We start from the raw sequence: 26972 nt of genomic DNA, 5'->3' as shown, positions 1-26972 counted from the left end.
TTACCTCGCTATCCTCAAACGGCGTAAAACCGGAGCCCGAAGGCTCCGGTTGTTACCGTCAATCAGCCCCTTACTGCAGGAGGGACAGAACCTGCTGCGGACGGGCGTTCGCCTGAGCCAGGACGGAGATACCGGCCTGCTGCAGTACCTGGGACTTGGCCAGGTTGGCGGTTTCGGCAGCGAAGTCAGCGTCCAGGATACGGCTGTTGGAGGCGCTGATGTTTTCGACCGAGGTAGCGAGGTTGGCGATGGTGGATTCAAACCGGTTCTGAATCGCACCAAAGTTGCTACGCAGATCACTCACTGTAGTCAACGCGGCATCCACACGCTGAATGGTTGCATTTGCCCCCGCGACGGAAGACACATCCGCCTCACTCAGGCTGCCTGAGGCGGTAATCTCTCCAACGTTCCCCCCCGTGAAGACAGTCGCCGCATCGCCAGAAGCCGCAACCGTGAAGTTCTCACCTGAGGTGATGGTCAGCACATTGTCATCACCAAGAACTGCACTTGCGCTGCCACCCAACGCTTTGTTAACCGCGTCAACAAAGTTTTCGGCGGAACTGTAAGTCGCTGCCGCGACTGCAGACGCTTCACCGTCACCGAATTGGAAGGTGAGGTCGGTGGCGCCCAGAGTGACCGAGCTTGCGGGTACCTCTACAACCTCCGTCGCACCCGCAGCTGTGCTGCCCGCTACGTTCGCAGCGGTAATAGTTGCCGCGTCGGTGCCGCCGATACTGAAGCTGCCATCTACCTCAGATCCATCGGTGAATACAACATTGTCACCGTCAGCAGCAACGGTGAAGGTGGCCGCGCCATAGCCAGCCTGACCCTGAATCGCTGTTACAAGGTCAGCCGCCGACGTGATGTTACTGTCAAGAGTGACCGCAAGTGCATTTCCTTCAGGATCCGTAACTGTGAAACTGATGTTGGCGCTGGTGTCGCCATCGTCACCCGATGCATCCAGAGTATTTGTTGTGGCGAGGGTTCCACTGGCGGTACCAATCGTGTAGCCGTTGGTGCTTGGCAGGCCGTTCTCACTGTAGGCGAGCGTTACGGTGTCCGTCGATGCTGACGCTGTAACAGTGTCGAATCGATCATCCGCAGAAACAGCATCCGCTTTGTAGGCATTAATGGCTGCCTCTAGTGCTGCTGCTGTAGTATCTGCCGTTAATGGGGTCCCGGAAATGTCCCTGGTGATCGTAACGTTGTTCGCGTCATCAACACTTTCGCCAGCGACGCCACCTTGAGCAAAGGTGAAGGTAACTCCGTTTATCTCAATGCTATCCCCGTTCGCGGCAGCAGCGGTGACTTGTATTGTTGATGAGCCAGAAGACGCACCCGTCGTGCTGTAGTCGCCAATCAAACTGGTGGCATCGATACCATAGGTCGCCGCAGCACCAGTCACACCCTCTACACCCTCAGCGATTACGGTGCTCAGATCTACAGACTGAGACTGGGCCACGCCGCCAATCGCACTGCTTCGTACGCTCTTGGTCAGATCCAGACCAATCGTCTCGCCAACGTTGCACCTACCTGGAAGTTAGCCTCACCGAAGGTACCGTCCAGAACCTTCAGGCCGTTAAAGGATGTCTGACCCGCAATACGGTTCACTTCTTGAATCCGCTGCTGCACTTCCTGGTTCAGTGCATCTCGATCAGACGAGCTGTTGGTGGAGTTGGCCGACTGCACCGCCAGTTCGCGGATGCGCTGCAGGTTGTTGGTGATCTCGTCCAACGCGCCTTCTGCAGTCTGGGACAAAGAGATCGCATCGTTAGCGTTACGGGTTGCAACGTTCAAACCCGAAATCTGGGAACTGAACCGGGTAGAAATGGCCAGACCCGCTGCGTCGTCTTTGGCAGAGTTGATACGCAGACCAGAGGACAGACGCTCCAGCGCCTGATCATTCATGCCCTGGGACTTGCTGAGCTGGTTCTGAGCGGACAGTGAGGCTACGTTAGTGTTAATACCGAGAGCCATTATGCTTCTCCTTCGACAGATGTCGTTATTTCATGGAAAAGGTCTGGCGCCCGTTTTCGTCTGGTTGGGAGCGCCGCCCTGTTGCAATGCTTAACGGCGCTTCACCAGGTTCCTTTAGAAAAAAATTCGTGGATTTTGTAAAGGAATGTAAAACCTGTTCAGCCAGTTATCCTAATCCTCTACCAGGGATAGACACCCCCAAGGAAAACCCGCCCCGACCTAACAAAAATGAGGTGATCAGTAATGACCACACTGTTGACACGAGAAACCGACAATAACGGGATTACCACGCTCACATTGAATGAGCCCGACCAGCGCAACAGCCTGTCCATGGCCATGCTTGATGCCCTGTCAGAGGCCCTCACGGATATTGCAACAGACGACAATACACGGGTAGTGGTGCTTGGGGCTGCGGGTAATGTGTTTTGCGCAGGACACAACCTTAAAGAAATCCGTGATCAGCTTGGCAGCCATGAGTTCCAGTTGGCGCTGTTTAATCAGTGCAGCAAAGTGATGCAACAGGTGGTGAATCTGCCAAAACCAGTGATTGCCCGGGTGGCTGGCGTGGCTACGGCGGCCGGGTGTCAGTTGGTGGCCAGTTGTGACCTGGCAATTGCGGCGGATTCAGCCCGCTTTGCCACGCCGGGGGTGAATATCGGGCTGTTCTGTTCAACGCCCATGGTGGCCTTGTCGCGCAACGTATCCCGCAAGCACGCCATGGAGATGCTGCTCACCGGTGAAATGATCAGTGCCGCCCGCGCGGAACAGATCGGGCTGATCAACAGGGTTGTTGATGACTCGCTGCTGGACGAAACGGTAAACGGCATGGCCCGTACCATTGCCGGAAAATCCGGACACACGCTGAAGATCGGTAAGGGTGCATTTTATCAGCAACTGGAGATGCCACTGGCTGAGGCTTATGACTACACTGCTCAGATCATGGCGAACAACCTGCAGGCAGATGATGCGCGGGAAGGTATCTGTGCCTTCCTCGAGAAGCGCAAGCCGGAATGGACAGACAGCTAAAGGCCAAGGTGCCCCTCAGGGGGCGCCCTCCCCCTCTTCTCCGGGACAGACACCCCGGACCACCCCCGCAGTAGTTTCCCCTATTCGGCAAGGCGGACAGGGACGGCGGACAGGGACAGACACCCTCCAAGACAGATTGGAGGCCCTGCGGAGAGCGCCCCAGCGACAACCCACCCGAATCAAGCCGACCATCACCGCTGTGACTGCTGACTTTCCATGTAAAGCCTGAGCAACTTGTTGATGCGGGTCTGATACCCCTTTCGACCTGGGACAGTCACCCGCTATGCAGTCACCCGCTATGCCCGCTATGCCGCTCACCCGCAATGATAAAGGGTGTACCCGCAGTTATTCCTGAGGCACAGGCGCTCATACGTCGTCTAATGCGGAAGAATGTCCTCCGCAGCATGGCGGGATGAGAATAGACCCAGCCAGAAATCTGAGGTGTAACTACTCTTAAGTTCTGGATCCGCCCCCTCTGTTTCGCTAAACTAAGTCAAATAGACTAAGCTAGGAGGTCAAATGTGGAATCTGTGAACATGCATGAAGCCAAGACACGTTTATCACAACTGGTCGCGCAGGCTGCCAGAGGCGAAGGGTTCATTATCGCCAAGGCGGGAAAACCGGTTGTCCGCGTCACTGCCATTGAAAGCCCCGAGCAAGGCCAACAGAAGCGAATTGGCTTCCTGGCCGGTGAGTTTACTGTCCCGGACGATTTCGACCGGATGGGCCAGGAAGAGATCGCTGAGATGTTCGGAGGTTGATGTGAACCTGCTTCTTGATACCCACATCCTCCTATGGGCTGCAGCAGAGCCCCACAAGCTATCATCCCAGGCAGTAACTCTGGTCAACGACGATGACAACAGATTGTATTTCAGCGCCGCCAGCATCTGGGAGGTGGTCATCAAGAATGGACTCGGCCGACCGGATTTCCAGGTTGATCCGCACCTGTTAAGGCGCGGACTTGTCGACAATGGGTATCAGGAGCTGTCAATCTCATCCCGGCACACCCTTGCTGTGAGTCACCTGCCTGAAATTCACAAAGACCGCTCGATCGGATTTTGATTGCCCAGGCCGAGACGGAAGGTTTTTTGCTTCTCACAGCGGATGAACTGGTGGCTCGCTATCCGGGACCTGTCCGCCGAATTTAGGCCTTTTGTCGTACCCAGCTGGCTGAAAAAGCGGCAATCCGTTTTCCTTAACAGGAAGGACAGATAACAGGAGAACAGAGGGAAACAGGAGGCAATGAAACAAGGAAACAAGAGAAACAAGAGGGACAAGAAACAAGAGGGACAGACACCCTCCAAAGAAATACAAACCCAGCCACACCAGCTCTGCCTTCTAAAACACCCCAAACCCGGTAGCTCGCTCCCCCAGCCTTAAGAATTTGGAATATCAGGCAAAACCCGGCGGTTTCACCGAATGGCAGACGAGGCAGCGACCGGGCCAGGCCCCAGTGGGATATTGTGAGATGACAAAGGGGGGAATCAGGCCGCCGTTCGTCGTCGGCGGTGATAGGCTCTCTGGTTGGCCTGGTAGCGGGCTTCAAACTCCGTGGCTTCACTGAACCAGTCGTCGAAGTCGAGCCCAAGGCGTTCAAGGATGGGCAGTTGTGTTTCAGCGATGGCGCCCCGCTTGCCCGGGCGCAGTACCCGACCGGTCTGATCGACCAGTTGCAGGTAGTCCTGCAGGCTGAACAGGATTCCTCGCCCGTTACCGTCTCGCTCTCCACCTTCAAACCGATCAAGCGGCTTCAGCGTTACCGGAAACTGGTAAAGAAACTGCTGCTCGGTTTGGGACTTGATTGCCGTCGCCAGGTCGAACGTTGGGGCAACTCTCTCTTTGATACTGGTGTGGTCCGATATTTCCGGCGTATCGGCGATGGCAGCCCTTACCGGGTTCAGGTCTACATAGGCCATGCAACTGAGCAGCGCCTGCTCGGTCAGTAACGCCTGCGATTTGAAACGCGACTCCCAGAAATGTCCGGTGCAATCATCTTCCCGGTTCGCCTCTTTTGCGATCGACTCATTCAGGCACTTCATAAACCAGCTCAAGCTGGTCAAGCGCTCACGGAATACGTCGGTAGCATGCCCTACTGCAGGAAGCTCGGCTTCCTGCAAACCGTTACCTGCCAGGTAACGCTGAACCAGCGACGGCCCCTTGAACACGCTGGTCCAGCGCTGCAGAACCTCGTCGTTGCTCCAGCTGTTCGATTCCTCCGGGCTGATCCTAACCACCAGGTGATAGTGGTTGGACATAACCGCGTAGGCGCAGAGGTCGATGGCAAAGATTGAGGCGAGTAATCGGATACGCTCCTCGATCCACTGCCGACGGTGCTCATAGCTCTTGCCGGAGTGGCGATCAAAACCGCACAGGAACGTCCGCCGCACGCAGCGGGACACCACGTGGTAATACGGCGTGTCAGCTAAGGAAACGAGTTGTTCGCGGGGTCTTGTCATGCTGGTCCTTCAGCGTGGTTCAGGCCAAATCTCACCATGGTTGCAATGTGCATTCAAGAGTAGCCAATGCCGGCAGATTGAAGAGCAATGCGGAGAACGTTCCCAGCGTATAGCGCTTGCCGTTAAACGATAAACGCAATACAGTATCAGCCTTGATCAGATCTTTTCGGTGCAAAGAAACTCAAGGCCTGTTCGAGACGGGCAATACTCGTCGCTTCTCGGCGATAAAAAACGTAGCCGAACGCAAGCTGATCCTGCTGCAAGCCGCTGAAACGTTGGTTGATCTGAAATCACCGACCGGAAATCGCCTGGAGGCCCTGAAGGGCGACCGGACTGGCCAGCATAGCATCCGGATCAATCAGCAGTGGCGGGTTTGTTTTCGATGGACCGACGACGGGCCGGAAGACGTGGAAATTGTGGATTACCATTGAGGAGGACTCATCATGACTCAGAATGGAATGCGCCCCATTCATCCCGGGGAAATCATCCGGGAAGACTACCTGGAGCCCACCGGGATGAGTGTCAGCGCACTCTCCCGGGCGCTGAACGTGCCTGTAACCCGGATAAACGACGTGGTCAGGGAAAAGCGCGGGATAACCGCCGACACAGCCCTGCGACTGGCCCGCTATTTCGGGACCAGTGAACGCTTCTGGCTGAATCTGCAGATGGAGTATGAGCTTCGCAAAGCCCAAATCGAGAAAGGGCCACAAGTGAATAAGGAGGTTCAGCCCAACGCGGCATGAGTCGGTACTGTTAGTCAGGAATGGACTCCCTTCACGATCGTCATTACCGCTCACCCTTTACAAAATATGCCCACCCTGGGACCCAAGGGACCATTTCCACCGTCATTGCACAGCCTCAAGTAATTGTCACCAAGGCAACCAGTGGCTATATTTTCTCCGCCAACAGCCACAATGACAGGAAGGCAGCGAGGAACACCATGACTCAGGAAGAGCAAAGATATGTTTCTGATATCATTAATTATTTCTGGGGAGAAGGCACAGCCAAGCCGTCCCAGATAAATCAACGAGTAGCACGGCTCGCCCACGAGGCTTTAGCTGAGGCAGGCAAATGCACAGGAAACATGGACCTGGTTCCCCGCCCACCTCAAGCGCGCCCCAGCCTCAAGTACGTAATCACGCAATTCCGAAAGATCCTGACGCGCATCGCAGAAGAAGAACGTGAGATCTATCAATTGTGTCGCCAACGGGTGCAGATAAACAGCAAGTCGTCTATGCGACTTGCCTTGATGGGGCTGTAACATGTTCAGAATAAGCCCAATCGCGCCCCTCATTTCGTGCATTCTGTTTAGCCTGCATACATCGGCAGACACACAGGTGGACCTCGTTTTTGCCGACTTTCGTTTCCAGGTGCCAAGCCAGCTAGCCGCCATTGGTGTCCAGGATAATGAAACGTTCCTGGCAATTCGTTACGGCAACGAGCCAGGTCGAAATTATCTCACATTCACCAATCAACCTACTGTTCCCACCAACGGATGTCCGCCAGAGGAATTCTTCTCCAAAGCAATGGAGCTTGAGCGGAACGCTGCGACAAGTGACTCGTGTGATGCCAGCGACATTCAGGACTTCCGGACGTTTTTTTTAGAACAATCAGAGAGTGGGGTATGGAAAGGTCAGGATTTCCGAGCGTATTACCTGCTTCAAGATGAGAAAAGCATGGTTTATTTGAACGGGCCAGATAGGAGCTTCATTAAAGTTGATACTGACTTTTTAAACACGGATGAACTGAAGTCTCTGATAGAAAACGCCGAGCGGCTGTAGGGGCTGCTCCTCTTGTAGACAACCACGCAGTACAGCAAAACCTCGATCCTTTTCAGCACCGACTTATACCACTGTGTGGTATCGCTCGCTATGCCTTGCTCACCGCGCAGTAGTTTCCCCTATTCCACCCAAAACCACCGTCGTCTCCGGCTACACTGACAGGCTCACATTCAGTGCGAAGGGAGATGTGCAATGGCTGACCTGTACCAGGATTTTCATTTGCAACCGCTGGCCGGTGAATGGCGTGAAGGTAGTAGTGAAACCACGCGCCCGGTGATCAACCCATACTCCGGAGAGGAATTGGTGAGCATTCGGCTCGCCAACTCAGACGATCTGGACAAGGCCTACCGGAAGGCCGAAGCCGCACAGCAGGAGTGGGCGGACCGCGGTCCTTCAGAGCGGGCAGCCGTGCTGCTTCGGGCCGTGTCGATCTTCGATGAGCGTAAAGAGGAGATCATCGACTGGCTGATTCGCGAATCCGGCAGCACCCGGCTGAAAGCGATGGTTGAGTGGGGCAGCGCCAGGGCGATTACCCTGGAAGCGGCAAGTATGCCGGCAAGGGCCCACGGCTACACCATGGCCAGCGACATACCGGGCAAGGACAACCTGGTTTACCGGCGCCCTCTGGGCGTGGTGGGTGTTATCAGCCCCTGGAATTTTCCGCTGCACCTGTCCCAGCGTTCCGTCGCCCCGGCGCTGGCCCTTGGGAACGCGGTAGTGATCAAGCCGGCCAGTGACACTCCGGTGACTGGTGGCCTGTTGCTGGCGCGCATCTTTGAAGAGGCCGGACTGCCCGCCGGTGTGCTGAGTGTGGTCGTGGGTGCCGGGTCCGAGATTGGAGATGATTTCGTGGCCCATCCCACGCCTGCACTGATTTCCTTTACCGGCTCTACGCCCGTTGGCAAGAACATCGGTCGCATTACCACCGGCGGTGATCACATCAAGAAGGTCGCCCTGGAGCTGGGTGGCAACAGTCCCTTTGTTGTTCTCGATGATGCCGATGTGGAACAGGCTGCAAAAGCCGCCGTGTTCGGCAAGTTCCTGCACCAGGGCCAGATCTGCATGGCCATCAACCGGATCATTGTCGACCAAAGCCGCTACGATGAGTTCGTGGATGCCTTCGTAGCCCACGCCAAAACACTCAAAGTTGGTGATCCTTCGGATATCGAAACCGCCATCGGTCCGATCATCAATCAATCCCAGCTTGAGGGCCTGCAGCGCAAGATCGCAGGCGCGAAAGAAGAAGGGGCTACGGTGTTGCTGGAAGGCGACGTCAACGGGCAGATCCTTCCTCCCCACGTATTCGGTGATGTAACGCCCGACATGGAACTGAGCGCCGAAGAGATCTTCGGGCCCATCGCTGGCATCCAGAAGGCGCGGGATGAACAACATGCCCTGGAGCTTGCCAACGGCACCGAGTTCGGACTGTCCAGTGCGGTTTTCAGCGGCGATCCGGAACGCGGCCTGAACTTCGCCCGCAAGGTTCGGGCGGGGATGACCCATGTGAATGACATGCCGGTAAACGATGAGGCCGCCCTGCCCTTTGGTGGCGAGAAGAATTCCGGGCTAGGCCGCTTCAATGGCGACTGGGCCATCGAGGAGTTTTCAACGGTACAGTGGGTCAGCGTGCAGCGCACACCCAGACAGTATCCGTTCTGAATTGGGGCTTTATCGTCAATGCCATCCTGAAAGCCGGACAGGCCCGTCCGCCAGGGGCTACCAACCCCTGGCGGCTTTATACCTTTTGGTTCCGAGGTGCGTATTCCCGGATTGTTGGCTGAAAAAGCGGCAATTCGTTTCCCTTCGAGGCGCCAGGATTCTGGCAAGCCCGTCCACTATGTTCACATACTGACCTTACAAAAACATGTAAAAACAATCGATTAAGTATCCTTCCACAAAACTGGCACACCCTTCGCTTGATACCCGGCAAAACGGCAATTTAACGAATTTGCGCCGGCAGGGTTTCCGCCTTTGGGAGCACAGTCTGGCATCTCTGAGCAGGGAGAAGGGTTATGCCTCAGGTCATCAACACCAACATTGCATCGCTGAACGCACAGCGCAATCTGAATGCATCGCAAAACGATGCCAATACTGCACTGGAGCGGTTGTCCTCCGGTCTCCGCATCAACTCTGCGAAAGACGATGCCGCCGGCCTGGCAATTTCTGAACGTTTTCAGTCACAGATCTCTGGCCTCAACCAGGCCCAGCGTAATGCGAACGATGGCATTTCCCTGGCGCAGACCGCGGAAGGTGCCATGGACGAGATCACCAACAACCTGCAACGCATCCGGGAGCTGGCCGTTCAATCAGCCAACGCGACCAACAGCATCTCTGACCGGCAAGCACTGAACCAGGAAGTGCAGCAGCGCATCGAAGAAATTAACCGGATTGCGAGCCAGACGTCATTTAACGGGCTGAAGGTTCTGGACGGGACGTTTTCGACGCAGACTTTTCAGGTCGGGGCAAATACTGGCGAAACGATTGCGATCAGCGGCCTGGATTCCCGTGGCAGTCAAATTGGTTCTGTTATGAAAGAAACGACCAATCTCGCTGCATATGTTGTAGAGGCGGGAGAGGCAGCAGAGACCGATGTTAATTTGTCAACGTTCACCTTCGACGGCACCCAGTCCTTTGGCGGCACTGTCACGATCAACGACGTTGAGCTGACCGTTGCGAGCTCAGCTTACTCCGACGCCGGAGCGCTTGCCACGGCCATCCAGGATGAGATCGACAACGACAGCAGCGGTGACCTTGACGGCGTCAGTGTCACCGCCGATGGAACTTCATTGGTGTTTAGCAACGCCAATAACGAGGATATCTCAGCTGTGTTCGCCCTGGATACCGGCGATGCAAGTACCCCGGTGACCGCTGATGAGGCAAATATTGATGCCTCTTCGGCCGCTGCATCGGCAGATGGCGTTTATGACATCAACGGGCTGGACTTCTCGAATGGCGGTACACTTAACGTTGGTGGGACGAACTATGATATTGCCGCCGGGGCCACCGGCGCCGACATTGCGAGTCAGCTTGAAGGCGTTTTCAACAGCACTGGGGTAACTGTCGAGTTTGGTGATAGCAGTGCAACTGCTTTCGACATCGATGTTGCTAGTGGCAACCAGTTCGATCCGCCTGAAGTCACGATTACTGCTAATGATGCGACAGCTTCGTTCAACAACACGGAAACCTTGGCCGCAGCGGCCGATGTTACTCTCGCGGACAAGTTCGCCGAAGGCGAGTCCTACAACTTCAACGTCGACATCAACGGAACCGCCTACGAATTCGAAGGCATCACTTCGCTGAATGATATCGTTAGCCAGGTCAATGCCCAGTCCAACGAGACAGGCATAGAAGCCCACCTGAACGCCGACAACGATGAGATTTTCTTCTCCTCCCAGTTTGGCGAGGCGTTCACCATCGATATCCAGGCGGACCTCAATGGCGACGGTGTTTTTGATGCCGCCACGGAAACGCTGGCGCCAGTCGTTGCAACTGTTGAAGATGACACCCAGACCATTAACAAGATCGACATCTCCACAAGCGAAGGCGCCGACGTAGCAATGATTGCGGTGGACTACGCCATCGACACCATCAACAGCTTCCGAGCCCAACTTGGCGCGGTCCAAAACCGCTTCGAATCCACCATCGCCAACCTGAGCACCACCTCGGAGAACCTCTCTGCCTCCAACAGCCGGATCCGGGATGCAGACTTCGCGGCGGAAACAGCCGAGCTGGCCCGGACCCAGGTATTGCAGTCCGCCGGCCTGTCGGTACTGGCCCAGGCCAACGCACGACCGCAGCAGGTATTGCAGTTGCTGCAGGGCTAATAATCAAAATACGTAAGGAAAGGAAACGGTCGGCTTTTGCCGACCGTTTTTGTTTACGATGCGTAGCTGATTGACCCGGTTCCTTACTATCGCAGACTGATGGCATAATATGCCAAACGTGACAGTAGAGAACTCGAGATGGCTACCCGAAATATCGTACTGACGGACCACCAGAACACTCTGGTAGACATGCTGGTCAAAGCCGGTCGCTTTCAGAATGCCAGCGAGGTTTTGCGAGAAGGCCTGAGGTTGGTTGAACAACAGGAGCTTCGTCACCAAAGGAAACTGCACGAGCTGCGCGAGGCTTTGGACGAGGGGCTCGCAGATGCCGACTCAGGACGCACGGTCTCCCTCGGCGTGGGGGAAGAGATCGCGGACTACCTGACCAGCCGAGCATCCAGGATCACCAAGGAGAGTTGAAAACGTGCAGACACCACTATGGACGGTGGAATTCTCGGAAACGGCCCTCACTGATTTCGATGAAATCATTTACAACACGAACCCGAGCCACCATAGATACTGCCTCCGGATATCAATTCTGGCACACCCTTCGCAACACCTCCCCCAACTACCGCAATAACCGTCAAAAAACTGCAGACTATTGCCGCCCTATGCCGCGGCCGGGTCCATGAGGTGTTCCATGCAAGCACAATACAATGTCCAGCTGTCTGATTCACAAAAGGCCCAAGTGGCGCGGCTGGTGCTGGAGGCCAATGCGGCCTACGGCGAGTCCAATAACGCCCAGCGCCGTTACCTGGAGCGGGTGCAGGCCCGCCATGGTTGCCGACAGCTTCTGGAACAGGCATTGGCGCTGGAACCGGACCATGCCGCCGCCATTGGCCTGCTGGGCCGCGTCGCCATGGATGAAGGGGACCTGGACCAGGCAGCCGAATTGTTCGAACAAGCCTGGCACTGCAGCCGGAGCAGCCCCAGCAGTACTGCAACCTGGGCTACTGGGCCCTGAAGGCCGAGCGGCCGGTGAAGGCGGAAAGCTACTTCCTGCAGGCCCTGGAGCTCGACCGGCAATCCGCCGCCGCTTTCTGCGGTGTGGCCCATGCCAGGCGGCAGCAGGGTCAGTTTGATGTCGCCTACCTGCATTACCGCAAGCTGATTCAGCTTGGGCAGGACTGGCCCAGCGTTTACAGCGGCATGCTGCAATGTGCAGCGCAGATCGAGGTACACAAGGCGGATACGGAGCTGGCGCTGGACGCCATTGCCCTGTTGCGACGGGACGAGCTGCCCCACCAGGAAATCGGTCGCTTTTGTGCAGCCATTCTGCGGCAACAATACAACCTGGATAACCCCAGTGCCGAGGTATTCCTGGACGCTGCTGCCGAAGACGAACTGCTAATCCTGGCCCTGGACAGAACACTCATGCCAGACCCCGCCATTGAGGAGCTGGTCACGCTGCTGCGCCGGGCCATCATCGCGGAAGTGGCCCAGACCGTCTCTCTGCGGGACGAGCTGCAGCCCCTGACCCTGGCCATCGCCCGTTACGTGGACCGCACCGGTTACGCGTTGGTGGCTGCGGATGACGAAGAGAACCTGGTTCAGACCGTCAACGACAGCATTGCCGCCCAACTGGCCATGAACGAGACGGTGGAAGCCCTGGTCGGCAGTGTGATGATCAGCGCCATGTACGGCGCCCTGTTCCATCAGCACTTTGCCGCCCAGCTCGGGCAATGGTCACTGACGGACTGGCCGGCCGCCCTGCAGCCGGTGATGGCCGCCAGCTATTACGACCGTGCCATGGACGAGGCCATCAAGCAGAACTTCGACGAGAAGTCCGAAGAACTCACCCTGGCCCGTACCGACGTACCCCAGGCGTGGCCAAGCTGGCAGCGCCTGGCGTACCACGCCGGCAGCAGCCTGAAGACCATTATGGCCCAGGAACTGGGACTGGACGCCTCTGCCCTGCCCGGCACCCTGCGCATGATGATCTGCGGCGCCCAGTCTGGTCAGCGGGCACTGGAACTGGCCCGTTACCTCGATGACGTGGAAGTGATCGCCGTGGACGACTCCCTGGCCAATGTGGCTACGGCCGCCCGCCGCGCAGATGAGATGGGGCTGACCAACATTGTATTCTGGCCCTGGTCCGTGGCCCGCCGTTTTGTGGCGGATGGGCACCAGGTCCACTGGGTGGAGGTCGGCCGTCTGCCCTCTCCCGCCATGTCGGAGCTGTCTCTGGCTGCGCTGGTCAGCGATGCCACCACCGGTGGCGCGGTGGTGCATATGCACACGGCGGTGGCGGAACAGACCAAAGGCGACGAGCAGATTCGTCAGCTGATTGCCGCCCACAACCTGCAACCCACTCGGGAGACACTGCGCCGCCTGCGTCGTATGGCGCTGAATAACGCCAGTGATCCCCAATGGCAGGACCTGTTGAAGGAAGAGCACTTTTATGGCCTCGGCGGCTGCCGCGACCGCTGGTTCCGCCCGCAGGATATCCGGCAGCTGCAGGACCTGATGGGCCTGGTGAGCAACGAGGTAGACTGGAAGCTGGTGAAGGCCCGGGACAGCGACGGCCACAGCCTAGCGTTGGGTCCGGTGGCACGGCAGGTGCGCGCCGAGGCGCTGGGCAGCCAGGTGCAGAGCCTGGTGGGGCAGCCGCTGTCGGTTTATTTTGTGCGGCGTCGGTAAACGGTTTTTCGTGCGACGGAATTATTGACCCTTCGACAGGCTCAGGGCGAACGGATCCACTCCAAAGCTCCCCTTGGCTCCCGTTCGCCCTGAGCCTGTCGAAGGGCCGTGGATTGCGTAGCTAAACCTTCTCAAGAGCCCGGTTTCCTGGCCCTATCCCCACCCAACCGCTAGAAATACGGCATTATCGACTCACCCCAAAGATGCAGCTCCTCCAGGATATGCATCTGCTCCGGTGTAATATCCGGATTGCCCGCCAATCGCTGCAGCTCACGGCCGTAGGCCTCCATCGACAGCCACCCCTTCTTCGGCTCCATCAGGCGTTTACGGCGGAAGTCTTCCCAGCGCTCCCGCTCGCCGTCAATCAACGTGCCCGGGTAATTGCGGGCACGGTAGCGGAAAAGCAATTCCGGCAGGCGTGGGTCTTCGAAGCGAATATCCAGTTCGCCCAGGGCCTCCGGGGGCTGGCTGATCACCCAGTTGAGCTTCTCCCGGTCGGTGTTGCTGAGAAAGCCGCCGCTGTAGAGTTGTTCATCCGGGTCGGTCAGGTCGCTCTCCGGCTGGTGGCCGAAGGCTTCAGCAATCTTTTGAGACAGGCCTTCAGCGGCCCGCAGGGTGGCCAGATTCTGCCGCAGGGTTTCGCCGTCCAGTTCCAGCTGCTCCAGGCGCTCCGGGCTCAGGCTTTTGAGCATGGTACCTGGCGCCAGTACCGGGCACTTGTTGACTTGTACCCCTTTCAGCGGAAAGCGGGTGACGCCCTCGCCCATATCCGCCTGGGCGGTGAAGACCCGTTCCCGGATCTGTTCCGCCGAGGCGTTGATCAGCTCGGTGGGGTCTTCCCGCAGGTCGTAGACAATCACCTGGTTCTTGTTGGTAGGGTGCTCCGCCACCGGCGCCACCATGGCGCAGCATCCGCGGGTAGCCGGGTACTTGGCGGAGATGTGGAACACCGGCTTCATGGTTGCCGTGTCCAGCATGGCCCGGGCGGAGTGCTTGTCCTTGTTGTTGACGACAAACTCGAACAGCTTTGGCTGCTTCTCCTTGATCAGTTTCGCCAGCGCGATGGTCGCTTCCACATCCGACATGGCATCGTGGGCAGCCTCGTGGGCTATGCCATTGGCGGCTGTGAGCTCTTCCAGACGGAAGCTGGGGCTGCCGTCTTCCTTGCGGGGCCACTCGATGCCTTCCGGGCGCAGGGCATAGGTCAGCCTTACCATGTCGATAATGTCCCAGCGGGAGTTGCCGTTCTGCCATTCCCGGGCGTAGGGGTCCCGCAGGTTACGGTAAAGGGTGTGGCGGGTAACTTCATCGTCAAAGCGCAGGCTGTTATAGCCCACCGCACAGGTGCCTGGCTGGCTGAAGGCCTCGTTGATCTGCGCGATGAATTCCGCCTCCGGGAAGCCGTTCTCGAGGGCTTTCTGAGGGGTGATACCGGTGATCAGACAGGCAACCGGGTGCGGCAGGTAATCGTCTGTCGGCTTGCAGTAGATCACCAGCGGGTCTTCAATAATATTCAGGTCCGCATCGGTGCGTACGCCGGCAAACTGGGAGGGCCGGTCGTGGATAGGGTCTGCGCCGAAGGTTTCGTAGTCATGCCAGTAGAAAGTGGGGGTCACACCTGGGCTCCCGGTAGTTTTCGTCAGATGCGCGAAGTGTACCAGTTTCTCTGAACTGTGCCGTACCGCCGCATTTGCAAAAACCAAGGGGCAGCCCCCAGGTTTTGCAGGCTTTAACGGTTGACCCGTTATGTACATTTTTTATCCGGGTATAATACTCGCTCTCCCATGGGCGCTGGAGGCGCCTGATCGTCAGGCAGGGAAGGCACCATACCGTCTTCGGGGCGAGCGTTAGTCCATGAAAACCCGCATCCTCATCTGCGACGACTCGGCCATGGCCCGCAAGCAGATGGCCCGTGCCCTGCCCCGGGACTGGAAAACCGATATCCGGTATGTCGAAAACGGCCAGGAGGCCCTGCATTGCATCCGCCAGGGTGACGCCGACCTCCTGCTGCTGGACCTGAACATGCCGGATATGGACGGCTACCAGGTGCTTGAGACCATCCGGCGGGAAGACCTGCCCGTGATGACTCTGGTGGTATCGGCCGATATCCAGCCCGAAGCCCGCAAACGGGTGACGGACCTTGGAGCCATCGACTTCGTCCGGAAGCCGGTTGAGCGGGTCCTGCTGGCTCGCCTGCTGGAACAGTTCGGCCTCTACCAGCCGGACGCCTCCGCTCCCCAGCCCCATAATCTGCCGGATAACCACACCGCGCCATTCAGTGTGGGGCTTTCTGATTTTCTGCAGGAAATCTCCAATGTCGCCATGGGCCAGGCGGCGGACCTGCTCGCCCGGCTGCTGAAGGTGTTCGTGCAATTGCCGGTGCCGAAGATCACCACCGTCTATCGCAGTGAGCTCAGCATGCTGCTGTCAGCGGCCACTGAGCAGCAAGGAACCTACTCTGCCGTATGCCAGGGATTCACCGGTGCCGGCCTGGCCGGTGAGGCACTTCTGCTGTTCTCCGATTCCACTATCGAAGACATGGTGCGGCTTCTGGACTATGGCGATGTGGAGTCTGACGCCCTGGATATCGAAGTGCTGATGGACATGTCCAGCATTCTGTTCGGGGCGTTCCTGCGGGGCGTGGGTGAGCAGATGGATATCCACCTTGGCCTGGGCCAGCCCATGGTGCTGGGTCGCCACCGGCGGGTGGATCACCTGGTGGAGTACCACAACCAGCGCCAGGAAAAACTGATGTGCGTGGAAATTCCCTACCGCCTCGAAGGCTACGAGATTGAATGTGACCTGCTGGTGTTCCTGACCGAGGAGTCCATCCGCCAGCTGGAAACCCGGTTGCCCTTCCTGACCGGCGAAGACTGAAATGACTCACGGGAGCATGTATGGCTGAAACAACGGACGCCACCGGTTATCACAGCCTGGTTACCTTGCTGGAGTCCATCGAAGTCGGCCTGGTGGTGATCGACCTGGACTACCGGGTACAGATGTGGAACGGCTTTATGGAGAACCACAGCGGCGTCAACGCCAGCCGCCTGCTTGGACAGTCCCTGTTCGAGCAGTTTCCGGAGCTGCCCAGGGCCTGGCTAATCCGCAAGGTTCAGTCGGTGATTACCCTGAACACCCGCACCTTTACCTCCTGGGAGCAGCGCCCCTACCTGTTCCGGTTCCGTAATACCCGCCCGGTGACCGGCACTGAGGAATACATGTTCCAGAACCTGACCATCAGCCCGCTGACCGGACCGGACGGCCAGGTGGAACAGGTTTGCCTGATGATCTATGACGTTACCGACATAGCCAGCGGCCGCCGCGCCCTGGAACACGCCAACAAGCAGCTCGAGCGGCTAAGCTCCACCGATCGTCTGACCGGTCTGCTCAACCGGGGCACCTGGGAAAACCTGCTGGATGCGGAGTTCGAGCGCTACCGCCGCTATGGCCACAATACGGTGCTGGTGATGTTCGACATCGACCACTTTAAGCCTATCAATGACACCCACGGTCACCTGATCGGCGACGAGGTGATTCGAGAGGTCGCCCTTATCACCCGCGAAGCCCTGCGACAGGCGGACCGCCCGGGTCGGTACGGCGGAGAGGAATTCGCCATCATCCTGCCAGAGACCGACATCGACGGGGCACTGGTGATCTGCGAGCGTATCCGCGAAACCATCGCTGAAACGGCCGTCGAGACGGACCACGGACCGATCCACTGCACGGTAAGCATGGGGCTTGTGAAGCTGACAGATAGCGCGGAAAACTACATGCAGTGGCTGCAGCAGGCCGACGAAGCCCTTTACCGGGCCAAGAAAGCAGGCCGTAACCGCAGTGTGGTGAGCGGATCAGACTGAAGGGCCAATAATCTCCTGGATTTGCCGGCGATAGTCCACCAACAGGCGTGAGGTTCGCCAGTCTTCGGGTCTGACCGGTGCAGGCCTTTGAGCCAGCAGGGTTTGCAGGGTATCCGCCGCCGCCCGCGCCTCCGCGTGGGGGTCGTCCTCGTGGCCCTCATAGCACTGGGATTGCGGTACATACTCCGGATAGGCCAGGCGCCGGGGCGCCAGCGCCAGGCAACCGGAGGCCATGGCTTCCAGCATGGCCAGGCCCTGGAAATCATGCAGTGCGGTGCTCACTACGACATCGGCGCTCGCCAGCAACTGGTCGTAGTCCCCTCGCCGCTCCAGAAAACCCCAGTTATCCAGGTGAGTGCCAAACTCCTCCCGGACCTGGCTGAAGGCTCCGGGCTGCTGCCGGAACTGCTCCCCAACGACACTCAGGCGGAAAGGTTGCTCCCGCCGGCGCAGCTTCCTTAGCAGGTATAATAGCCGCTCCGGACCCTTGTCGTATTCCCAGCGGTGGTTCCAAAGCAGGTGCGGCACTTCCCAGTTTGGAACCGTGCTTCGTGTGACGAACAGGCGGTCATCAATCGGTACCGGTACCACCCGGGACTTCTCTTCGATGGACGCGGTCATATCCGGCGGCAGCCGGTCCGGCATCTGATCGATAAACCGGAAGGCACCGTGCAGAAAGCTGTTGCGGTTCCAGGCACTGTTGAACAGCACCCGGTCAGCGGCCAGCGCACTGTACAGATTCACCATCGCCGGCTCCACACTGGAGTGCTGGCGACCGGAATCCGGGTAGGCAAACTGGTTTTCGTGCATGTACAGGATGGATGGAGTACGAGCCAGTTGGGGGTTCAGTCCCTTAAGGGTGGCCAGGTCCACCATGGAGGTCGCCAGGATCATGTCCCAAGGCTCCTGCAACAGCGGTTCACCCAGCCAGCTCAGGGGATTGCCCCGTATCCGCCAGCGAAAGAACCGGGGCGGCAGCGCCAGCACCTGCCAGTGGTAGTCCGGCAGAGCTGCCAGTAACTGGTCCCGCCAGCGGCGGTGGCTGCCGGCGTCGTAGCCGGATAGCAACAGGATGCGTTTCGGATCTGTCATGGCGATTGCACCGTGGCCAGGATAAACGCCCCAGTGTATTCATCCCGCGACCGGTTGTCGCCCCGCTCTCTTACCCCACTCTTTAGCCCACTCTTTAGCCCCATTTTCGGGGCTCAGCGGTTCGCCAGCCACACTGCCTGGTACGGTTTCAGGGTCAGGCTACCGGAGAGGTCATCAATTTCCAGTCCGCTGATCAGGTCCCGCCAGTGGTCAGTACCGATCAGGTTGATATCCGCCAGCGCCACCTGCTGCACCTCGTCGGTGATGTTGTGGATACAGAAAATGGACTGGTCCCGCCGCATGCTCTGGCGCCAGAAGCCGAAGATTTTCAGCCCCAGGTGAAGGGTGAACTGCGTGGCGTTGGGATGAAAAGCCGGCTGTTTGCGGCGGATGGCGATCAGTCGTTTGAGCTGATGGAATACCTGGTTGTGCCGGCTCATGGGGTTGTCCAGCTCCCGCTCCAGGGTTTCCAGGTCCCACTGGCTGCGGTTGATGGAACGCAGGCGGCCGGTGTGCTCTACCCGGGCGTAGTCGTTGCCGGTTCCCAGCAGGCTGTGAATATAGAACGCGGGGAGTCCTTCCAGGGCCAGCATGATGGCATGGGCACAGAGAAACCGTTGCAGCTGCCACTGGTCCGGCCCGCTCTCCTCGGTGCCCTTCAGGGCATCCCACAGGGCAATGTTAATTTCGTAGGGCTGGTTACCACCGGCGGCCAGGCGCCGGTAGGACACCTTACCTCCGAAGGTTTCCAGGCAGTGTATCAGTGCCTGTTTCTCATCATCCGTCAGCAGGCCATCGGTAGGTCGCAACCCAATGCCATCATGGGAGGCGATAAAGTTCAGGTAGGTGGTGCCCATCTGCGCCGGGGGCATGCTCATCAGCCAGGTTTTCAGGTGGCGGCAGTTGCCGCTGACCAGGGTGTTGATCAGCAACGGGGGCAGCGAGAAGTTATAGATGACATGGGCTTCGTTGGCGTTGCCGAAGTAGGTCAGGTTCTCCCGGTTGGGCACGTTGGTTTCGGTGATCAGGATGGCTTCCGGCGTGTGGTGCTCCACCAGCAGTCGCAGCACCTTGATGATCTCATGGGTCTGCTGCAGGTGAATGCAGGACGTGCCTGGCTCCTTCCAGAGAAAGGCCACCGCATCCAGCCGGAAGATGCGCACCCCCTGCTCCAGGTAGAACCGCATGATCTGGACGAACTCGACCAGTACCTGGGGGTTGGCGAAATTCAGGTCCACCTGGTCCTCACTGAAGGTGCACCACACGTAGCGCTCACCGTCCTCGGTCTGCACCGGCACCAGCAGGGGTGAGGTGCGGGGGCGAACAACCTCACTCAGGTCCCGGGTCGGGTCCGCTTCGAAGAAATAGTCCTTGCCCGGATGCTCGCGGCGGCGGAAATTCTCGAACCAGCGGCTGCGGGCAGACATGTGGTTGATCACCAGGTCGGCCATGAGCTTGTAATCACTGGCAATGGCCCGGATATCCTCCCAGTCCCCCAGGGATTCGTTCACCGCCCGGTAGTCCATCACCGAGAAGCCATCGTCCGAACTGTACGGAAAGAATGGCAGGACATGGACACCGCTGATGGTGTCCGCCAGGCAGTCGTCGAGGAACTGCTTCAGTGTCCGCAGAGGCTTCTCCCCTGGCCGCTGCACACTGTCGCCGTAGGTGATCAGCAGAACATCGGATTCGTCCCAGTTATTCTGGTGCGCTGGCGGCCCCTGGGTATCCTCTGCCAGGCCCATGGCACCCAGAAGCCCATCCGCCAGCCACTGCACATCCAGCGCGGGGTAAATCTGCTGCAGCATGCCCGCAAGCTTGTTGGTCAGGGTATCGGTCATGGCGCGAAATCCCGGTTATCCAGCTCCACCGCTTCGACCAGTTCGTCCATCAGGTTCGGTAACGCGCTGGCCACCCGGCTCCAGCTGGGAATGAAAGGCGCGTCCATGGGGTTTTCCAGGAAGTAGTTGCCCGCATCCATCACGTTGCTGGCGAACATCTCGACAGCCTTCTCCTCCCGATGTCGGTCGATGGTCAGGCCGTTGATGAGGGCATCGTTCTGGTAGGTCTCGATAAAATCCAGGGCAATGCGGTAGTAGGTGGCCTTGATCGTGCGGAACTCCTCGGTGGAGAGCACTTCGCCGTTGGTGGCCAGTTTGCGGAACAGGGCCTTGCAGATGTCCAGGCTCATCTTGGACAGGCCTTTACTGGCGTCATCCGGTGACAGGTCCTGGTGCTTGTGGTCATAGTTATCCGCGATGTCCACCTGACAGATCCGGTTGGTGGCGTAGTTGCGGCGCATCTCCGACAGCACTCCGATTTCCAGGCCCCAGTCACTGGGGATCCTCAGGTCGGTGATCACGTCCCTTCGCAGGGAGAACTCCCCGGCCAGGGGGTAACGGAAGCTGTCCATGTAATCCAGGAAGTCCCGCTGCCCGCACACCTTCTTCAGGGCCCGCAGCAACGGCGTCACCAGCAGGCGACTGACCCGTCCATTCATGCTGCTGTCGGATATCCGGGCGTAGTAACCCTTGCAGAACATATAGTTGAACGACGGATTGGCCACCGGATAGATCAGCCGGGCCAGCAGGTCGCGGGAATAGGTGAGAATATCGCAGTCATGCAGGGCAATGGATTTGACCTGGCCGGAGGCCAGCATATATCCGAAGCAGAACCAGACATTGCGCCCCTTGCCCATCTCGGATGGCGCCAGGCCCTGCTCCCGAAGTTTTTCATCGATGGCCTTCAGCCTGGGCCCGTCGTTCCAGAGTACCTTGACGTTCTGGGGCAGGCCCGAGAAGTACTCCATGGCATGGCGATACTGGCCTTCATCGGCACGGTCCAGCCCGATGACAATCTGGTCCAGGTAGGGCACCGCCTTGAGCTCTTCAACGATATTGGCCAGGGCCGGGCCTTCCAGTTCGGAATAGAGGGAAGGCAATACCAGGCCCATAGGGCGGGTTTTACTGAAGGTGAGCAGCTCCCGCTCCAGGTCCTCCACCGGTCGGCGGGTCAGATTATGCAGTGTGGTGACAATACCATTCTGGTAGAAATCCCCCATGCGGGCTCTCCTTGTTGTGATCGAGGGTGATTGAGGGTCATTGCCGGGCTGTCACTCAGTGGTCGTCGTAGCTCTGAAGGATGTCCAGTACACACTGGTTCCAGCCCAACGGGCCTGGCTGTTGCGACCGGATGACCCGGTGACCTGGCGGCAGCTCGATCCGGTTTGCGCCGGGGCCTGCCATGACCACTGCAAGGTCCGCGCCAGCAAGCATGGCCTGGTCGTTGGGGCTGTCCCCCAGGGCCACGGTTTGCCAGCTCCTGCCTGGCCAGCGGGTACGGTAGCGTTGGGTCAGTTGTGCCATGGCATCCGCCTTGTCGAACTGGCCCATCACGTGGAGAAAACGCCCCCCGGCGAGCAGCTGAAGTCCTGCAGCCTCCAGGGCCAGCCGAAAGGCCGCCAGGTCTGCCTCCGAGCCCTGCCAGAGCAATGGTTCCGTGGCAACCCGGTCCCTGGCCTTACCGGCGCCGTTCAGGTCCAGCCCGGTGTGATTGGCGACGTCTGCATCCGTCATATCCGCAAAGCCGGTAAACCGGAAACCCTGCCCCCTGAGCCGTCGCAGATGGGTGAGGATGTCAACACGGCCGGCCCCCAGGCAGGTGACCTGTTCCGGCCCTGCCTCGAAGTAGTCCTTCGGTATCACCGTGGCGGCGCCGTTCTCCACGATAAAGGGGTGGTGATTACCCATCGCTCGCCGAAGCGCTTCCATTTCCCCCCGGGTCTTGCTGGACGTCAGTACCAGCGGGACTTCCAGTGCCGCCAGCTGCTTCAGTGCAGGCTGTGCCGGCGACCAGTCGTAGGTGTCATGGTCCAGGAGCGTACCGTCCAGGTCGCTGAACAGGATCAGTGCCGGCCCAAACATGGCCTCAGGCCCGGGTCAGGGTGTGGTCTTCGTCCAACTCCAGCAGCACGTCTGCCCGGGCGGGCATCTCGTCCAGGCAGTGCCGGGTGATACGTTCGTAGTGCATGACAAAGCGTTCCAGTTCGGCATCTCCCATAATGCGCACTTGTGGTGCGGGCCGGCCACTTTCTTCGCCCACTTTCGGTGCAGCCCGGTAGCGCTCCGCCAGCTTGTGCTCCTGTTCGGTGCGCCAGCGTTTTACCGCATCGAACGACGGCGCCTTCATCATGATCAGCAGGTCCAGGCGCTCGAAGAAATCCTTGTAAGGACCGTCCAGCTGCTGGTTGACGTAACGCCGCCAGCGGCCGTCGGCATCGTCGTTCCTTTCCAGGTCGTTTAATGGCGTAGCGAGTTCTTCCTCAGACTGGGGCAATGCCCCAAGACACCAGCCTTCCACCAGGATGATCTCCGGATGGCCGATAAACAGGGGCCAGTTCTCCTCCGGCTCCCGGTCGTCCAGGGCCTTGTTGAAAACCGGCATGGGGGTGCGGGATCCGGCGTTGGCGGCCACCAGTTCATCCAATACCCTGTTGCCGAGCGGCAGGTCATGGGTGCCTGGAACGCCGCGGGTAGCCAGCATCGGGTGGACCTCACTGGCCAGCTCACTGCGGGTCTCCCGGGTATGGTAGATGTCATCCAGTGACAGGCTTGCGGTAGGACAGCGGTAGCGATAAGCGAGCAATACCCGCAAGAAATCCGTCAGGGTGGATTTGCCGGTGCCCTGGGCACCGTGGATGCCCACGACCAGGGGTGTGTCCGAGTCCTTGCTGGCCTGATAGAGTGACAGGGCAAGGGGCTCGATTATATCGCTGACGGTACGGCGGTATTCCGGCGGTAACCGGTGCTGGTTCATCAGGGCTTCGAGGGCATCATCGGTATCTGTGTTCGGCATGGCTTCGGCTCCAGGCGTTTACGTCTTCCTGTAGAAAAGCAGGTTCCGTACCAGCGACCCCGTTTGCCCCGGTACTTGCACCAGTAGTACATCCACCAGTATAGGAGGAGAATGGCCTACAGCCAGTCGGCACCGGCCAGTTCCCTTATGACAGCATTCAGCGGCATACAGACAACCCGGCGGTACCTCGAATTACCAGATACCTTCTACAGTCATGTCCAGCCAACACCCCTGCGGGGCAACGTCAGACTGGTGCATTTCAACAAGGACCTGGCCGGGGAAATGGGGCTGTCGGTGGATTCCCCGGAAGACTGGGCCGAGATCGGCGCTGGCCGTGCCTTACTGGAAGGCATGGAGCCGGTGGCCATGAAGTACACCGGCCACCAGTTCGGCATGTACAACCCGGAGCTTGGGGACGGCCGTGGCCTTCTGCTGTGGGAGACACAGGACCCGGACGGCCGCATTCGGGACTGGCACCTGAAGGGCGCTGGCCAGACCCCCTACTCCCGCTTTGGCGATGGGCGGGCGGTGCTGCGCTCGACCATCCGCGAATACCTGTGCAGCGAAGCGATGTATTACCTGGGCATTCCGACGACCCGGGCCCTGTTCCTGGTGTCATCCAACGAGCCGGTACGTCGGGAAACCATCGAGACTGCAGCTGCCCTGGTGCGGGTAGCCGATACCCATATCCGCTTTGGCCACTTCGAATACGCGGCCAACCACCTGGGGCCGGAGGCGGTCAGGACCCTGGCGGATCACACCATTGGCTATCACTTTCCGGATCTGGCCGAGCTGCCGGCAGCCGAGCGATATCCGGCCTTCTTTGGCGAAGTGGTACGCCGTACCGCCCGAACGATTTCACAATGGCAGGTAGTGGGCTTCTGCCACGGGGTGATGAACTCCGACAACATGTCGATCATCGGCGACACCTTCGATTACGGACCCTATGCGTTCCTTGATGACTTCGACGCCCGCTATATCTGCAACCACACCGACCAGGGCGGTCGCTATGCCTATAACCGCCAGCCCGAAATCGGCTTCATCAACTGTCAGTACCTGGCCCATGCGCTGTCGTCGCTGATCGATACGGACGACCTTCGCCGGAGCATGCGGGAATACGAAACCACGTACAACAGCGTGTTCCCGGCCCTGATGCGGGAGAAACTCGGCTTGTCCGGAGAGGCAGAGGACGACCAGGGCCTGATCATGGACACCTTCAGCATGCTCCATGAACACAGCGTGGACTACACCCGGTTCTTCCGCGGCCTGTCCACCCTTCCCTCCCGGGGACCGGGACCGGTGCGGGACCTGTTTGTGGACCGCAGCGTGGCGGATGCCTGGCTGGAACGATATGAACGACGCCTTGAGAGCGAATCACTGACGCCTGAAGAACGGGAGCGGGCCATGTGCCGGGTGAACCCGAAATACATACTGCGGAACTACCTGGCCCAGCAGGTGATTGAAGCGGCGCGGGAGGGTGACTACGCGCCACTGGACGAATTGCTGACGGTACTGAAACAGCCCTTTGACGAACAGCCGGAGTACGTGCGCTATGCCCAGGTGCCACCGGACTGGGGGCGGCGTATGAGTATCAGTTGCTCTTCGTGAACCGAGGTAAACGGATTTATGGACTATTTCGCCACGGCATCACGCCCTTCGACAGGCTCAGGGCGAACGGTCATTCCAATCCGCTCATCCTGAGCCTCCCCCAGCGTTCCGGCAAACTCCGTTCACCCTGAGCTTGTCGAAGGGTCCCGGTAAGTGCCGTTCACCCTGAGCCCGTCGAAGGGTGCATCAGCTAAGATTCAAACCGCCTTGGCAGCAATGATCTTGTCGTGCCACTCCACCGGGCCGGTCTGGTGTACAGACGTACCACGGGAGTCCACCGCGACGGTGACCGGCATATCCTCTACCTCGAACTCGTAGATGGCTTCCATACCCAGTTCCGGGAAGGCAACCACTTCCGCTTTCTTGATGGCCTTGGAGACCAGGTAGGCAGAGCCGCCAACGGCCATCAGGTAGACCGCACCAAATTCACGGATGGCATCGATGGCCACCTGGCCACGCTCTGCCTTGCCGATCATGCCGGTCAGGCCAGTTTTCTCAAGCATGGTGCGGGTGAACTTGTCCATCCGGGTGGCTGTAGTGGGGCCGGCCGGGCCAACCACTTCTTCGCGTACCGGGTCTACCGGACCCACGTAGTAGATAAAGCGGCCCTTAAGGTCCACCGGCAGCTCTTCGCCCTTCTCGATCATGTCGACCATCTTCTTGTGGGCGGCATCACGACCGGTGAGCATCTTGCCGGAGAGCAGCACGGTTTCACCCGGCTGCCAGTCCTTCACGTCTTCCGGAGTCACCGTATCCAGGTTCACGCGGCGCACGTTCTCGCCGACTTCCCAGGTGATTTCCGGCCAGTCGTCCAGGCTCGGGGGTGTCTGCAATGACGGGCCGGAACCATCCAGCACGAAGTGCGCATGGCGGGTGGCGGCACAGTTGGGGATGATAGCGACGGGCTTGTTCGCCGCGTGGGTGGGATAGTCCTTCACCTTCACGTCCAGCACGGTGGTCAGGCCACCCAGGCCCTGGGCGCCAATGCCCAGCTCGTTGACTTTCTCGAATAGCTCCAGGCGCAGCTCCTCAGCCCGGTTGGACGCACCGCGAGCCTGCAGGTCGTGGATATCGATGGGCTCCAGCAGGGATTCCTTGGCCAGCTCCATTGCCTTCTCGGCGGTACCGCCAATACCAATGCCCAGCATGCCCGGCGGACACCAGCCGGCGCCCATCTGCGGAACCATCTTCAGCACCCAGTCCACAACCGAGTCAGACGGGTTCAGCATGGCAAACTTGGACTTGGCCTCGGACCCGCCGCCCTTGGCCGCTACGTGCACCTCTACGGTGTTACCGGGCACCATCTTGTAGTGGATGATGGCCGGCGTATTGTCCTTGGTGTTCTCCCGCTTGCCGTCCGGGTCCGCCAGTACGGAAGCCCGCAGCACGTTGTCCGGATGGGTGTAGGCGCGGCGAACACCTTCGTTGATGACATCATCCAGCGGCTGGTCGCATTCGAACTTTACGTCCATGCCGATATTGACGAATACGGTAACGATGCCGGTGTCCTGGCAGATAGGGCGGTGACCCTGGGCGCACATGCGGGAGTTGATGAGGATCTGCGCCATGGCATCCTTGGCCGCCTGGGACTCTTCCTTCTGGTAGGCCTCGTATACGCCCTGGATAAAGTCCTTGGGGTGGTAGTAGGAAATGAACTGCAGCGCGTCCGCTACGCTTTCGATCAGGTCGTCCTGGCGGATTACGGTGGTCATAGGCGTCTCATCAGTTTTTCGGTTGTTCGGTTGGAAGCGCGGCCGGCGAGAGTCAGGAGGGCGCGCCACAAAAACGGCGCACAGTTTACCAGCCGGGTCAGGTTTTATACAGATACCTTGCTACTTTGCATCTGCCCGTGGTTCT

The 26972-nt window shown here is 58.9% G+C and carries 25 protein-coding genes; 15 read left to right on the top strand and 10 right to left on the bottom strand.

The window, feature by feature from the left end:
- Nucleotides 1-70: 70 nt before the first annotated feature.
- On the bottom strand, nt 71-1405 hold the full coding sequence (locus tag LJ360_RS19875) for a flagellin (RefSeq protein WP_320108799.1): 1335 nt from the start codon (nt 1403-1405) through the stop codon (nt 71-73).
- An 89-nt stretch (nt 1406-1494) separates the two neighbouring features.
- Nucleotides 1495-1977 carry a hypothetical protein gene (locus LJ360_RS08065; RefSeq protein WP_413774405.1) on the bottom strand — a complete coding sequence of 161 codons (483 nt, stop codon included), beginning with the start codon at nt 1975-1977 and terminating at the stop codon, nt 1495-1497.
- A gap of 243 nt (nt 1978-2220) precedes the next feature.
- On the opposite strand from LJ360_RS08065, the gene LJ360_RS08060 reads away from it, so the two are divergent.
- The 3 genes from LJ360_RS08060 to LJ360_RS08050 all read left to right on the top strand — a co-directional run bounded on the left by LJ360_RS08060 (nt 2221) and on the right by LJ360_RS08050 (nt 4065).
- Nucleotides 2221-3003, top strand: a complete 783-nt coding sequence (locus LJ360_RS08060; RefSeq protein WP_264995785.1) for an enoyl-CoA hydratase — start codon at nt 2221-2223, stop codon at nt 3001-3003.
- A 536-nt stretch (nt 3004-3539) separates the two neighbouring features.
- Nucleotides 3540-3764 carry a type II toxin-antitoxin system Phd/YefM family antitoxin gene (locus tag LJ360_RS08055; RefSeq protein ID WP_264995784.1) on the top strand — a complete coding sequence of 75 codons (225 nt, stop codon included), beginning with the start codon at nt 3540-3542 and terminating at the stop codon, nt 3762-3764.
- A gap of 1 nt (nt 3765) precedes the next feature.
- Nucleotides 3766-4065, top strand: coding sequence for a type II toxin-antitoxin system VapC family toxin (locus tag LJ360_RS08050; RefSeq protein WP_264995783.1), 300 nt, complete (start codon nt 3766-3768; stop codon nt 4063-4065).
- A gap of 422 nt (nt 4066-4487) precedes the next feature.
- On the opposite strand, the gene LJ360_RS08045 is transcribed toward LJ360_RS08050, so the two are convergent.
- Nucleotides 4488-5459, bottom strand: a complete 972-nt coding sequence (locus tag LJ360_RS08045) for a transposase (protein ID WP_264995782.1) — start codon at nt 5457-5459, stop codon at nt 4488-4490.
- A gap of 152 nt (nt 5460-5611) precedes the next feature.
- Between LJ360_RS08045 and LJ360_RS08040 the strand changes: the two genes are divergently transcribed.
- From LJ360_RS08040 to LJ360_RS07995, 9 genes are all read left to right on the top strand, one after another.
- Nucleotides 5612-5890 carry a type II toxin-antitoxin system RelE/ParE family toxin gene (locus LJ360_RS08040; protein ID WP_264995781.1) on the top strand — a complete coding sequence of 93 codons (279 nt, stop codon included), beginning with the start codon at nt 5612-5614 and terminating at the stop codon, nt 5888-5890.
- Nucleotides 5891-5902: 12 nt separating this feature from the next.
- Nucleotides 5903-6202: a HigA family addiction module antitoxin gene (locus LJ360_RS08035; RefSeq protein WP_264995780.1), complete on the top strand. Its 300-nt coding sequence runs from the start codon at nt 5903-5905 to the stop codon at nt 6200-6202.
- Nucleotides 6203-6399: 197 nt separating this feature from the next.
- Nucleotides 6400-6720: a hypothetical protein gene (locus tag LJ360_RS08030; protein ID WP_264995779.1), complete on the top strand. Its 321-nt coding sequence runs from the start codon at nt 6400-6402 to the stop codon at nt 6718-6720.
- 76 nt (nt 6721-6796) lie between these two features.
- Nucleotides 6797-7240 (top strand): hypothetical protein, encoded by a 444-nt coding sequence (locus LJ360_RS08025; protein WP_264995778.1) that lies wholly within the window; start codon nt 6797-6799, stop codon nt 7238-7240.
- Nucleotides 7241-7432: 192 nt separating this feature from the next.
- Nucleotides 7433-8899 carry an aldehyde dehydrogenase family protein gene (locus LJ360_RS08020; RefSeq protein ID WP_264995777.1) on the top strand — a complete coding sequence of 489 codons (1467 nt, stop codon included), beginning with the start codon at nt 7433-7435 and terminating at the stop codon, nt 8897-8899.
- A 353-nt stretch (nt 8900-9252) separates the two neighbouring features.
- Nucleotides 9253-11064, top strand: coding sequence for a flagellin (locus LJ360_RS19870; RefSeq protein ID WP_320108787.1), 1812 nt, complete (start codon nt 9253-9255; stop codon nt 11062-11064).
- A gap of 138 nt (nt 11065-11202) precedes the next feature.
- Nucleotides 11203-11484: a type II toxin-antitoxin system ParD family antitoxin gene (locus tag LJ360_RS08005; protein WP_264995776.1), complete on the top strand. Its 282-nt coding sequence runs from the start codon at nt 11203-11205 to the stop codon at nt 11482-11484.
- Between the two features lie 220 nt (nt 11485-11704).
- Nucleotides 11705-12028 (top strand): tetratricopeptide repeat protein, encoded by a 324-nt coding sequence (locus LJ360_RS08000; protein ID WP_264995775.1) that lies wholly within the window; start codon nt 11705-11707, stop codon nt 12026-12028.
- Nucleotides 12029-12042: 14 nt separating this feature from the next.
- Nucleotides 12043-13704, top strand: a complete 1662-nt coding sequence (locus LJ360_RS07995; protein ID WP_264995774.1) for a hypothetical protein — start codon at nt 12043-12045, stop codon at nt 13702-13704.
- A gap of 170 nt (nt 13705-13874) precedes the next feature.
- Here the strand turns inward: LJ360_RS07995 and sbcB are convergent, their stop codons facing one another.
- Complete coding sequence (gene sbcB / locus LJ360_RS07990; protein WP_264995773.1) at nt 13875-15320, bottom strand: exodeoxyribonuclease I; 1446 nt, start codon at nt 15318-15320, stop codon at nt 13875-13877.
- 238 nt (nt 15321-15558) lie between these two features.
- Between sbcB and LJ360_RS07985 the strand changes: the two genes are divergently transcribed.
- Complete coding sequence (locus LJ360_RS07985; RefSeq protein ID WP_264995772.1) at nt 15559-16581, top strand: response regulator; 1023 nt, start codon at nt 15559-15561, stop codon at nt 16579-16581.
- A gap of 20 nt (nt 16582-16601) precedes the next feature.
- Nucleotides 16602-17561 (top strand): sensor domain-containing diguanylate cyclase, encoded by a 960-nt coding sequence (locus tag LJ360_RS07980; protein ID WP_091849627.1) that lies wholly within the window; start codon nt 16602-16604, stop codon nt 17559-17561.
- On the opposite strand, the gene LJ360_RS07975 is transcribed toward LJ360_RS07980, so the two are convergent.
- The 5 genes from LJ360_RS07975 to LJ360_RS07955 form a co-directional block, all read right to left on the bottom strand.
- Complete coding sequence (locus tag LJ360_RS07975) at nt 17553-18653, bottom strand: DUF3524 domain-containing protein (RefSeq protein ID WP_264995771.1); 1101 nt, start codon at nt 18651-18653, stop codon at nt 17553-17555. The two genes, LJ360_RS07980 and LJ360_RS07975, sit on opposite strands and share 9 nt — an antisense overlap.
- A 113-nt stretch (nt 18654-18766) precedes the next feature.
- Nucleotides 18767-20494, bottom strand: coding sequence for an alpha-amylase family glycosyl hydrolase (locus tag LJ360_RS07970; protein WP_091849623.1), 1728 nt, complete (start codon nt 20492-20494; stop codon nt 18767-18769).
- The gene (locus LJ360_RS07965) at nt 20491-21714 is read right to left on the bottom strand and encodes a glycosyl transferase (RefSeq protein WP_091849621.1); all 1224 of its coding nucleotides are present in this window, start codon (nt 21712-21714) and stop codon (nt 20491-20493) included. Before LJ360_RS07965 ends, LJ360_RS07970 begins: the two co-directional genes overlap by 4 nt.
- Before the next feature lie 55 nt (nt 21715-21769).
- Complete coding sequence (locus LJ360_RS07960) at nt 21770-22576, bottom strand: HAD-IIB family hydrolase (protein ID WP_091849619.1); 807 nt, start codon at nt 22574-22576, stop codon at nt 21770-21772.
- 4 nt (nt 22577-22580) lie between these two features.
- A complete protein-coding gene (locus tag LJ360_RS07955) occupies nt 22581-23507 on the bottom strand; it encodes a hypothetical protein (protein WP_264995770.1) in 927 nt (308 codons plus the stop codon).
- Nucleotides 23508-23654: 147 nt separating this feature from the next.
- Here LJ360_RS07955 and LJ360_RS07950 point away from each other — a divergent pair, with 147 nt between their 5' ends.
- A complete protein-coding gene (locus LJ360_RS07950) occupies nt 23655-25115 on the top strand; it encodes a protein adenylyltransferase SelO (protein ID WP_091849768.1) in 1461 nt (486 codons plus the stop codon).
- 197 nt (nt 25116-25312) lie between these two features.
- Here LJ360_RS07950 and LJ360_RS07945 read toward each other — a convergent pair whose 3' ends face one another.
- Nucleotides 25313-26827 carry a fumarate hydratase gene (locus LJ360_RS07945; protein WP_091849615.1) on the bottom strand — a complete coding sequence of 505 codons (1515 nt, stop codon included), beginning with the start codon at nt 26825-26827 and terminating at the stop codon, nt 25313-25315.
- Nucleotides 26828-26972 lie beyond the last annotated feature (145 nt).

The organism is Marinobacter sp. AN1, from assembly GCF_026013985.1.
GTDB classification, from domain to species: domain Bacteria; phylum Pseudomonadota; class Gammaproteobacteria; order Pseudomonadales; family Oleiphilaceae; genus Marinobacter; species Marinobacter segnicrescens.
Note: the sequence above shows the minus strand (reverse complement) of the source record. Positions and strands in the feature narration are given on the sequence as shown.